Below are 11,231 nucleotides of genomic sequence, written 5' to 3'. Positions count from 1 at the left end.
GTCAAATATCTACTTTCCAAATTGAAATGCTTCTATCATCGCTGATTGAGATAATAGTTTGATTAAATGTGCTCCAAAGCACTTTGTTGATGGAGGTACCATGTCCTGCGTGTCGTGCTTTATCTATTACCTTAAGCAGTTTGTGTTCATTGGCATCCCAAATTTTCATGGATTTGTCCATGCTACAAGTTATAAAAAACATGCCATCTTCTCTAAAACAAAGATAATTGATGGCAAACATGTGTGCTATTACATTGTTTGTTTGTAGGAATGAATCTGTGTCCCAAAACTTTAAAGTAGCATCCCTTCCACCACTAACCAGCATGTTTTGTGTAGGAGAATAACCTAAAGCAAATACAGAATTGCTGTGTCCATTAAGTAGTTGCTCAGGTGTGTAGTCTTTGGTATTGATGATTTTGATGGAGTGGTCGCTAAATCCAATCGCCAATTTGCTCTTAGTTTTGTCAAAAGCCATTACCCTAGCGCTTTTGGAACTCAATTTCAGATGTTTTTTAATTGATTTTTTTTCGATGTCTATCACAGCAATTACCCCATCACCCATAGCTACAAAAAGTTCATTGTTTATAGCTTTCATGTCAAAAATTGATTGGTCTGTGATTTTTAATGACCAAATTTCTTTGTTGTTTTCAAGGTCAATTACATGGATTCCTTCGAAGTTGTGCCCAATAAAAAGAAGGTTTTTTTTCAAATCTACTTCTAAAGCATAGACAGAATGTGGTAATTTGGCAATTAATTTACCATCTTTAGGATTCAATAGATCCCATTCTACTACCATGCCATCACCAGAGCCTGTGTAGAAGTATCGAGGATCACAGCCTTCTACCAATGCATAGATGCAATCGTTGTGTCCTGTAAGTGTATGAAGTTTAGTTACTTGAATATCCGCCATATATTGCAGTGTAAGCAATTCAAAACCCAAAAAGGGCAATGCAGACAAAAATAGAAAAAATAAGTGCTTTATCGGCCTTGGCCATTAATAATATTCAAGAAGTTTCTGAAAATGAAGTTGCTTTCTTGAGTTTTCGTGAAAAACTTTCCTTGTCAAATATTTCTCATTCAGAGAAAATGAAAGAATGGAAAGCGGCAAGATTAGCTATCAAATATGCTTTAGATAGTATTTCTTTGCCATATCCCGGGTTTTATAAAGATGAACATGGCAAGTCTCATTCTATGGATGGATATGGTTATGTCTCCCTGACCCACACAAAAGGCTTGGCAGCCGCTATTTTTCATAAGGACATGCCAGTAGGGATTGATTTGGATTTTGTAAGGGAAAAAATTTTGAAGCTTGGCCCAAAGTTTTTAGATCCTTCAGAAATTGAATTCTTAAATAATGATCCTCTTCTATATACTATAGCTTGGTCAGCCAAAGAATCTATCTACAAATGCCAAGGAAGAAAGGGGATAAGTCTCAAAGAAAATATATTACTGAAACCATTTTCAATCGAAGACAAAGTAATCAATGGGAAAATTCGTCTTTCAGATTTTTCAGATCATTTTTACCAAGTAAAAGTTCAGGTGGAAGGAGAAATGGTACTGACTTATACCATTTGGTAGAAAATTTGTAAGTATCTTTATACAAATAAAGAATCTAACTGAATGAAATTCCTATGAAAACCATTCGCATATTACCTATTGTGTTGTTATTTTTTACCTTCCAATCTTTTGGTCAAAAGATAGAGAACTTCAATTTGGAGGATATTCAAACAGGGGAAACGTTTGAATTAGCTGACCACAAGGACTCGAAAGCAATCGTTCTTATTTTCACCACCCTTTCTTGTCCCTTCTCAAAATTATATGAAAACAGGATTATTGATCTATACAACAATTATTCAAAAGACAATTATGTGTTTGCAATGGTAAATCCACATTTTGGAGTCGATGAAGAAGAAAGTAAGGAGAACGTGGAAGGAAGATTCAAAGGAAAGGTTTCTGGACTTTCTGTTCTCAATGACGGAACCCAAATGCTTACCAAGCAGCTGCAAGTAACAAAACTTCCAGAAGTGATAGTCATTACACCAAGCCAAACAGGATTTGCTGTAGCATACAGAGGTGCAATAGATAACAATCCTCAGGTACCTGAAAGTGCAAATATGAAGTATTTGGAAAATGCTCTTGAAAATATTCAAAACAAGAAAAATCCAAGCCCAAGTTCAAGCAGACCTGTCGGTTGCAATATCAGGTTGGTGAATTAGTTCCATTAATCAAATGTTGTTTTTTGATTTGATAGTTTGCAAAATAAAGGATAAGAGCATCCGCAATGTTGCTTGTTGGCCAAGAATCGGTTTTTTGTTTTGCTCTTCATCGGACAACTGTAAACAGTCAATAGAACCTCAAATCGTTCATCAAACATTCTATTGATTGGCTACTTGTAAGAAAGCGGATACACAGAATAAAGAAATCAGAAAATTTTTCCAACTATTCAGTTACAATTTTCAACAATTCTTTTATTTCATTGATTTTTTCTGTTTCCCCCAATTTTTCAAATGAGACGATCAAATTTCTGATGGTTCGCACAATGATATCTTTGTTTGAGCAAGGCTCAAAAAAAACATCTCTAGGTTCGATTTTTAGATGGCTTAGGTAATTATTTATATCCTGTTTATTGAATACCAAGCCTTTGTTAAATGCATTGATGTAAAAGTTTACATCAGCAGATTTGTAGGTCAAGACGAAAAGATTGGGAAGGTTGACACCGTAGATCGGAAGCCCAAGTTTTTTGGCCACCAAAAGGTAGATTGTACAGAGACTTATTGGATTCCCTTTTTTCGTATCCAAAACATTGCTTAGCATGCTATTTCCTGGGGAATGAAAATTTTTGGTATTGGCAGAAAACCTTAAAGAGTTAAACAAAACACTATTGATGATTCTAATTTGCTCGTGGGGGAGAAGGTTGTTTTTGAAAGCTGTCCATACATCAAAGTAGATTTGATGCATATCAGTATTCAATTTGTCAAACTCCAAGTCAGGATATTGATAAGTATTGACAATCCACAGACCAGTCAATAGATCCTGATCAGGAGTGTTGACCCAATCATAAAGCCTTTCTTTGAGTTGGGAAAACTGAAGGTTATGAACTAGGTCCTCTATTTCTTTTTGAAGTTCTGGATTGAAACTGTCTTCCCATTTTTTTTCCAGAATTGGGATCACGTTGTGTCCAATCGATATTATTTTATCCTGAACATGACTTTTAACCTCAGGATCGTCATCGTCAAGAAGTGAAATCAAAGCGTTTAATTCTTTTTCAGTTAGGTCTTTCATGAAAAATTTTCTGTTGTTAACATCTCTAATTTACGTTTTTTTTTGAAAGGCGAAAGTGAAAAAAAGCTTAAAGTTATCTAATGTTTTGTATCGAACATCTTGTGTATTTTCTTTGGCAGATATTCAGTTGAATAAGACCTTCGAGGTTTTGGAAAAAAAAACTCAAAGGTCATGGTGTCAACCTTTGAGGTCTTTTTCAGACCTCGAAGGTTTTAGTTACTGGATTAGACCTTCGAGGTTTTGGAAAAAAAACCTCAAAGGTCTTGCTGTCAACCTTTGAGGACTTTTTCAGACCTCGAAGGTTTTGGTTACTGGATTAGACCTTCGAGGTTTTGGAAAAAAAACCTCAAAGGTCATGTTGTCAACCTTTGAGGTCTTTTTAGACCTCGAAGGTTTTAGTTACTGGATTAGACCTTCGAGGTTTTGGAAAAAAAACCTCAAAGGTCATGTTGTCAACCTTTGAGGACTTTTTCAGACCTCGAAGGTTTTGGTTACTGGATTAGACCTTCGAGGTTTTGGAAAAAAAACCTCAAAGGTCATGTTGTCAACCTTTGAGGTCTTTTTCCGACCTCGAAGGTTTTGGTTACTGAATAAGACCTTCGAGGTTTTGGAAAAAAAACCTCAAAGGTCATGTTGTCAACCTTTGAGGACTTTTTCCGACCTCGAAGGTTTTGGTTACTGAATAAGACCTTCGAGGTTTTGGAAAAAAAACCTCAAAGGTCTTTGGAATTTAGCCTCTCAATTCAATGTTCACTCGTGATCTGTATCTCAGGTCTGAATCACGCCGACATTAAATCTCTCTGTTATAGGAGCGTGGTTTGCGGCTTCTATCCCCATACTGATTACTTTTCTGGTGTCAAGTGGGTCGATTACACCATCCACCCAAAGTCGAGCAGCTGCATAATAAGGACTCAGCTCTTCATTGTATTTAGCTGTGATTTCGTCAAGTAATGATTTTTCATCCTCAGGTGTTATTTCTTTTCCTGTTTTTTTCAATGATGCAACTTTTATCTGTAGGAGCGTCTTGGCTGCCGATGCTCCTGACATCACAGCCATTTGGGCAGTTGGCCAAGAGTAGATCAATCTTGGATCATAAGCTTTGCCACACATGGCATAGTTTCCTGCTCCGTAAGAATTTCCTACGACTATTGTAAACTTGGGAACCACTGAGTTGGCCATCGCATTCACCATTTTGGCACCATCCTTAATGATCCCACCATGTTCAGCTTTGCTACCCACCATAAACCCAGAAACGTCTTGGATGAAAACCAACGGTATTTTTCTTTGGTTACAATTCATGATAAACCTCGCTGCTTTATCTGCCGAATCAGAGTAGATTACGCCACCCATTTGCATTTCCCCTTTTTTGTTTTTGACAATTTTACGTTGATTGGCGACAATACCTATTGCCCACCCATCAATTCTAGCGGTCCCACAAAGAAGTGTTTTTCCATAATCCTTTTTGTATTCTTCAAATTCAGAATTATCGACAAGTCTCTCTATGATCTCGACCATATCGTAAGGTTTGACACGATCCGATGGGAATGTACCATAAAGTTCTTTTTCGTCTTTGCTTGGTTTTTTTGGTTCGCTTCGATCAAATCCGGCTTTTTCGGCAGCACCTATTTTGTCAAATATCTTCCTGATAGCATCGAGGCATTCTTGATCAGAGTCATATTTGTTGTCAGTGACACCCGATATCTCGCAATGCGTAGTTGCCCCACCCAAAGTTTCGTTATCTACAGATTCTCCGATAGCAGCTTTTACCAAATATGAACCTGCAAGGAATATCGATCCTGTCTTGTCAACAATCATAGCTTCATCAGACATGATTGGGAGGTAAGCTCCTCCAGCTACGCAGCTACCCATTATCGCTGCCACTTGGATGATTCCCATGGAGGACATTTTGGCGTTGTTCCTGAATTGCCTTCCAAAATGTTCTTTGTCTGGGAAGATTTCATTTTGCATTGGAAGAAAAACTCCAGCACTGTCCACCAAATAAATGATGGGAAGTCTATTTTCCATAGCGATTTCTTGTGCACGTAGATTCTTTTTGGCTGTCATCGGAAACCACGCTCCTGCTTTGACTGTGGCATCATTTGCCACTATCATGCACATTCTACCGTTCACATAACCCATTCCTGTGACTACACCAGCAGATGGACAACCGCCTTCTTCTTGGTACATGTTGTCTGCAGCTAATGCACCAACTTCCAAGAACTCTGAATCAGAATCTATTAAGTACTCTATTCTTTCACGAGCAGTTAATTTACCTTTTTCATGTTCCTTGGCAATTCGTTTTTCACCACCTCCGAGTTTGACTTGTAGTAGCTTTTTATTGAGTTGAAAAAGTAGATTTTTGTTTAGGTCTTCGTTTTTGTTGAATTCGATATTCATAAAGTTAATTGGGTTTGTTTTTCAATTCTAAATTTAAGCTATAATGATCAAAAGATTCAATTTCTTCAAATCTTTCACTGATTTGAAGAATAAAAAAACCTGATATCGATGGTAACGACAACAGGTTTTTAAAATTTCCCTAAGAATTTGAAGTGATTTTTTCTTGAAATTATAACAAGTCTTTTTTACCAATAAGCTTAATTGAAAAAAATCATAATGATTCGATTTCCTCCTTGTATGCTTTTACGGATCTATAGATTGCAGAAGCAAGGAAAGTCTGTCCATCTTTGCTATTCAAGTATCTTTCTTCATTTGCATTTGAGATAAAGCCAAGTTCAACAAGAACAGAAGGCATACTGGAATTCCACAAAACATACAATGGAGCTTGTTTCACACCTCTACTGTGACGGTTTACTCGCGATGTAAAGTCATTTTCCACTTTTGATGCCAAAGAAAGGCTGTTGGAAAGGAAAGCTTTGTGGGTCAAGTTGAACATCATATAAGATTCTGGGGAAGAAGGGTCAAAGCCCTCGTAGTTTTCTTTGTAGTTTTCCTCCAAGATGATTACGGAGTTTTCCCTTTTTACAATATCAAAATTGGCTTCAAAGTTTTTTGTACCCATCACAAAAGTTTCAGTTCCGTAAGCAGACCTGTTGGTAGCAGCATTACAGTGAATGGAAATGAATAAATCAGCTTTGTTTCTATTGGCAATATTTGGCCTTTCTTTGAGGTCGATTGCTACGTCTGTTTTTCTTGTATAGATCACTTCTACATCAGGAAGATTTTCTTCGATATATTTACCTACTTGAAGTGCGACTTTCAATGTGATGTCCTTTTCTTTGGAATATGATCCTAATGCTCCTGGGTCTCTACCGCCATGGCCAGCATCGATTACTACCTTTTTTAATTTAAATTCAGGAGCCTTTGAACCTGTCGGTAAAAATGCCGTAAAAAAGAAAGAAAATGTTAATAAAGAAATTATAAGAATATTTTTCACTCGTATGCGTTTCATAAGCATTAAATACCATTAACTTTGCTCGTTCGAAATTATAAATTTTTAAACAAATTTGAATCACTCAGTGCAGAATAACAGGCTTTATTTCTTTACTTTCCTTTTATTCTGGGTTTTACCCCAACTTGTATTCTCCCAAGACAGGAGACAAAGACGCGTGGAAAAGCCTATAGCCGCTCCTGATTCGATTCTTAGAACACCCGCCCAGTTGAACCCTGAGGTAGAAATTCCTGAATTAATCCTTCCAGATTCTATTTCACAAGCCGACACTACAAATGTAGTGCCTAAAGGAGATATAGAGACTGTAATCAATTATTATGGTGAAGATAGTATTATTACTGATTTTTCCCAGAATAAAATTTACTTGCATAAGGATGCTTGGTTTGAGTATGGTAACATCAGGTTGGATGCAGATTTGATTATCATCGATTGGGATAAAAGTGAGCTTTTTGCATCAGGAGTAACTGATTCTCTTGGAAATATTACAGGTAACCCGATGTTCAAAGAAGGGAATACTTCCTATGAGATCAGAAAGGAGATGAGATACAATTTCAAATCCCAAAGAGCTATAATCAAAGATGTAGTGACAGAACAGCAAGATGGTTTGCTGAGGGGAGAGACTATCAAGAAAACGCAGGATGGCAGTATCTACATGGATCATGGGTATTATACTACCTGTAATCTAGCCGAACCACACTGGCACATTAGCGCTGCAAAAATCAAGTCTATTCGTGGTAAGCAGGTTGTAACGGGTCCATTTAATCTATATTTCAATGATATTCCTACACCTTTTGGTTTGCCTTTTGGGATAATTCCTGATACTCCAGAAGAAAAAGCTTCTGGTATAATTTTCCCATCTTATGGACAAGAGCAAAGAAGAGGTTTATTTTTAAGAGATTTCGGATATTATTTTGCATTCAATGATTACGTTCATTCTAGATTAACTGGAGACATTTATTCAAATGGTGGATGGGGTGCAAAAACGGCCACTATATACAAGAAAAGATACCGATACAATGGTAGTTTCAATGTCGATTTTCAAAAATTCAAAAGTCCTGAAACACAAGAAAATCCTTTGGATTTTACTTCAGTCTGGGTGAGTTGGCAGCATAGTCCTGAGTCAAGAGGGAATTCAAGATTCTCGGCTTCGGTAAATGCTGGTACTCAGAATTATAACAATTTGGTGATCAATCCTAACAATTTTGCCAACAATGTCAGATCTGATTTTACCTCAAACGTAGCATATAGCAAAACTTTCGCTGGTACACCATTTAGTATGTCTGCAAACTTAAGGCATTCGCAAAATATCCAAACAGGTGAAGTGAACTTGACTCTTCCTGACATTGCAGTCAATATGAACAGGCAGAATCCATTTCAAAATGTGAAGTTTGAGCCATTGAAAACCTTGAACGTAGCTTGGAACTTTAGTCTTCAAAACTCAATCACAAATAGAATTACTCCAACATTGGGAGTGCCAAACCTTTCTTTTCAGCAAGATTTTGGAGAGTTTCAAGAGCAGCAACAAATTGTTCCAGATGTGTTGGATTTCAACTTGGCAAATCTCCCACAATTGCTCAGAGATGCAAACAACGGTGCCAGAAGTACAATTCCAATTTCATCAAACTTTACACTTTTCAAGTACTTTACTGGTACAGCCTCAGCGAATTATACAGAGTTGTGGTATTTGGAAAAAATCAATTATTACTATAATGATTTGGAAAATAGGGTTGATAGGATAGTTGAAAATGGTTTCAACAGAGTAGGTTTCTACACTTCTTCTTTCAATTTGAATACGAACGTTTATGGATTCTACACTTTCAAAAATAGTAAGAAAATAGAAGCAATAAGACATCATGTTCAGCCATCTTTTGGTTTCAATTACACGCCTGATTTTTCTAATCCAGCTTTTGGCTACTACCAAAATGTTCAGGTGGATAGTACAGGGAGAAGACAATTGTATTCCAGACATCAAGGTTTTATCTTCCAAGGTGCACCTTTAGGAGAATCTAGGTCTTTGAGTATTTCGATTAGAAATGTGTTGGAAGCTAAAATTAAAACGGAAAGTGATACTGCTGAAATTCAAACAAAAAAGATCCCATTACTTCAAACTTTAAATTTGACTACCAACTACAACTTTGCTGCTGATTCTTTTCAGTTAGCACCAATCAATTTTAACACAAGGACATCTTTTTTTGAAAATAAGTTATCTGTGAACCTCTCTGCCACTATGGATCCTTATGCAACGGGAACTACTCGAAATTCCCAAGGAGCTGAAGTGACTAGACGGATTAATGATTATGCATGGAGAAGGGGGCAAGGAATCGGTAGAATCAGGAATGCTACCATCAACTTGAATGGAAGCTTGAATCCCAGCAAAACAGAAAAATCTCCAAGTGAAGTCAGAGATGAGGTGACTAATAACTTTTTACAGCAGGGAGGTCAAATGAATGAATTTGTAGAAAATGAAATCACAAGAATTGTCAATGACCCTAGCCAGTATATAGATTGGAGTATTCCATGGAATTTGGGTTTTGGATACAACGTGAGTTATAACCGACAAGCAAGCGGCAATACCAATATCACTCAAGCATTGAATATCAATGGGGATTTGAGTTTGACTGAAAAGTGGAAAGTCAATTTTAACACAGGATATGATTTCTCTACCGCCAAAATCACCCAAACAATGATTTCCATTGCAAGGGATTTACACTGCTGGCAGATGAATGTGTCATGGATTCCATTTGGGACATTTACTTCTTACAGCGTAGATATTAGAGTAAAATCCGCCATCCTACAAGATCTAAAAGTAAGTCGAAGAAGATCTTTCTTTGATAGGTAGAAGTGAAATGTGTGACAAAAGCGAGAATTGAAAAGAAGCAAACATGCAATTAACCACGAAGTGCTTAATTGGCACCAGACAAGGGTAAACTTTAAATAGTTTAATCTTTCAACCTTCCAACACAACCTTCGAACCTTTCAACTTTCCAACATTACAACACAATCTTCCAATTTTAAAATCTTCCAATCCTAAATCTTCCAATCTTAAATCTTCGACCTACTGAGTGGCATAGTCATACACCTTGGGCCTCCAAGTCCTCTTGAAAGTTCAGAAGAAGGGATTTCGAGGACTTCTACACCTAGATTTCTGAGCGCTTGGTTCGTGTGCTTGTTTCTGTTGTAGGAAATAACTCTTCTTGGGCCGATTGCAAATACATTGGCACCGTCAAACCATTGTTCACGCATAGCATAGTCTGGATTACCATCAGCTGTGTGAAGGATTTCCAGATATGGTATTTCTTTTTCCAGTACTGTCAACAATGATTCATTGAGAACCTCTCTTTTGATATTTACCTTATCATCTTTTATCTCTTTGAGCGTGTATAAGGAAGTTTGCAATACAGCATTGAGAGCATCAGGATAAGTAAGTACAAGGTTTTCATCCAAAATTGTAAAAACAGTATCCAAGTGCATGTAATTTCTCTTTTGGGGAAGATGGACTTCATAGACTCTCTCTACAGTTCCTTCTGCAAGAAGTGCTTTGGCTACATGATAGATGGCTTTTTCATCAGTTCGCTCTGAGTTCCCAATCGCAACTGCTTTTTTGGATAAGACGATCACATCACCACCTTCTATACTTGGTGGATTGTCATGACCATTGATAGGGTACAGTTGGTTGACATTTTCCTTGAAATCAGGATGATTTTCAAAAATGCTTTTTAACAGATCAGCTTCTCTTTGTCTCCCGTCCATTTTCATACTTGAGAAAATTATTCCACCTGGTGTGACTGCCATAGGATCCCTTTGAAAATACAAGTTTGGGCTTGGAGGGATTACAAATGCATAGTCCATCAGTTCTCCTGAAGCTAGGTTTGGGATTTTTCTTTTCAATTCATGGACTTTTACACCGGCTGTGAGTGCAGTAGCGCATTCGGCCGTGGACAATCTACCCATAATATGTTCTGTCAGGTGTGTCATACCTGATTTTGTAAGGGCTTGACGCATAAGTTTGAAAAGTAGTTTTTCATCCGAAAGAACTTGGATCAACAACTCGTGAAGCCGAAAAACCTGTGCACCGGTAGTTTGTTTGATCAAGTCTGTGAAAAAATCATGTTCTTTTTGCATTGCATCCAAATATGGAACATCTTCAAACAAAAGAAAATCTTTATTGTATGGTGTCAACCGGTCAATTTCTTTTCCTGGTCTATGCATCAATACAGCCTTTAAGGTTCCAAATTCAGAGTTAAGTCGTAGGTTCATGGTTTGAATTTTTACTAATTTTCTTAAAATTAATGTAAAAAATCTAAAAATTGGTTTAAAATATTGTCAAATATGAAAAAATACTAATTGATTTATGAATGTATTTGAAATTGTTTCTTGTAAAAGAACAGCCTTACCTTTTCCTATGTAAGATAATATAAATATACACTTCTTTGCTTGTAGCTTTAATTCCAAGGTTGATTGCTTGCTTATGTTCAATATCTATGAGTATCTAATATCAATTAATATCGGATCTAAGCTAAATCAGGCTTTTTTTAGTTAG

At 36.9% G+C, this 11,231-nt stretch carries 8 protein-coding genes; 3 read left to right on the top strand and 5 right to left on the bottom strand.

Annotated elements, in window-relative coordinates; translation table 11 throughout:
• Position 1: 1 nt before the first annotated feature.
• Positions 2 to 910 (bottom strand): WD40 repeat domain-containing protein, encoded by a 909-nt coding sequence (locus MM236_RS09520; RefSeq protein WP_241274743.1) that lies wholly within the window; start codon positions 908 to 910, stop codon positions 2 to 4.
• 38 nt (positions 911 to 948) lie between these two features.
• Here MM236_RS09520 and MM236_RS09515 point away from each other — a divergent pair, with 38 nt between their 5' ends.
• Both MM236_RS09515 and MM236_RS09510 read left to right on the top strand, forming a co-directional pair.
• Complete coding sequence (locus tag MM236_RS09515; RefSeq protein ID WP_241274742.1) at positions 949 to 1,578, top strand: 4'-phosphopantetheinyl transferase family protein; 630 nt, start codon at positions 949 to 951, stop codon at positions 1,576 to 1,578.
• Positions 1,579 to 1,631: 53 nt separating this feature from the next.
• A complete protein-coding gene (locus tag MM236_RS09510) occupies positions 1,632 to 2,216 on the top strand; it encodes a redoxin domain-containing protein (protein ID WP_241274741.1) in 585 nt (194 codons plus the stop codon).
• 223 nt (positions 2,217 to 2,439) lie between these two features.
• Here the strand turns inward: MM236_RS09510 and MM236_RS09505 are convergent, their stop codons facing one another.
• The 3 genes from MM236_RS09505 to MM236_RS09495 form a co-directional block, all read right to left on the bottom strand.
• Complete coding sequence (locus tag MM236_RS09505; protein ID WP_241274740.1) at positions 2,440 to 3,282, bottom strand: transglutaminase-like domain-containing protein; 843 nt, start codon at positions 3,280 to 3,282, stop codon at positions 2,440 to 2,442.
• Between the two features lie 768 nt (positions 3,283 to 4,050).
• Positions 4,051 to 5,679: an acyl-CoA carboxylase subunit beta gene (locus MM236_RS09500; protein ID WP_241274739.1), complete on the bottom strand. Its 1,629-nt coding sequence runs from the start codon at positions 5,677 to 5,679 to the stop codon at positions 4,051 to 4,053.
• Between the two features lie 211 nt (positions 5,680 to 5,890).
• The gene (locus tag MM236_RS09495) at positions 5,891 to 6,697 is read right to left on the bottom strand and encodes an N-acetylmuramoyl-L-alanine amidase family protein (protein ID WP_439648016.1); all 807 of its coding nucleotides are present in this window, start codon (positions 6,695 to 6,697) and stop codon (positions 5,891 to 5,893) included.
• A gap of 49 nt (positions 6,698 to 6,746) precedes the next feature.
• On the opposite strand from MM236_RS09495, the gene MM236_RS09490 reads away from it, so the two are divergent.
• Positions 6,747 to 9,530 (top strand): putative LPS assembly protein LptD, encoded by a 2,784-nt coding sequence (locus MM236_RS09490; protein ID WP_241274737.1) that lies wholly within the window; start codon positions 6,747 to 6,749, stop codon positions 9,528 to 9,530.
• 203 nt (positions 9,531 to 9,733) lie between these two features.
• Here the strand turns inward: MM236_RS09490 and MM236_RS09485 are convergent, their stop codons facing one another.
• The gene (locus MM236_RS09485) at positions 9,734 to 10,948 is read right to left on the bottom strand and encodes an arginine deiminase (RefSeq protein WP_241274736.1); all 1,215 of its coding nucleotides are present in this window, start codon (positions 10,946 to 10,948) and stop codon (positions 9,734 to 9,736) included.
• Between the last annotated feature and the right edge of the window lie 283 nt (positions 10,949 to 11,231).

This window comes from Belliella calami, from assembly GCF_022549695.1.
Lineage (GTDB): Bacteria > Bacteroidota > Bacteroidia > Cytophagales > Cyclobacteriaceae > Belliella > Belliella calami.
The sequence above is the reverse complement of the archived record's forward strand: the minus strand, read 5'-3'. Positions and strand labels throughout refer to the sequence as shown.

What these genes read in the sequence shown, in the direction of transcription:
- MM236_RS09485 (WP_241274736.1), bottom strand. Translation starts at nt 10,948, where the DNA reads ATGAACCTACGACTTAACTCTGAATTTGGAACCTTAAAGGCTGTATTG.
- MM236_RS09505 (WP_241274740.1), bottom strand. Translation starts at nt 3,282, where the DNA reads ATGAAAGACCTAACTGAAAAAGAATTAAACGCTTTGATTTCACTTCTT.
- MM236_RS09510 (WP_241274741.1), top strand. Translation starts at nt 1,632, where the DNA reads ATGAAAACCATTCGCATATTACCTATTGTGTTGTTATTTTTTACCTTC.
- MM236_RS09495 (WP_439648016.1), bottom strand. Translation starts at nt 6,697, where the DNA reads ATGCTTATGAAACGCATACGAGTGAAAAATATTCTTATAATTTCTTTA.
- MM236_RS09520 (WP_241274743.1), bottom strand. Translation starts at nt 910, where the DNA reads ATGGCGGATATTCAAGTAACTAAACTTCATACACTTACAGGACACAAC.
- MM236_RS09500 (WP_241274739.1), bottom strand. Translation starts at nt 5,679, where the DNA reads ATGAATATCGAATTCAACAAAAACGAAGACCTAAACAAAAATCTACTT.
- MM236_RS09515 (WP_241274742.1), top strand. Translation starts at nt 949, where the DNA reads ATGCAGACAAAAATAGAAAAAATAAGTGCTTTATCGGCCTTGGCCATT.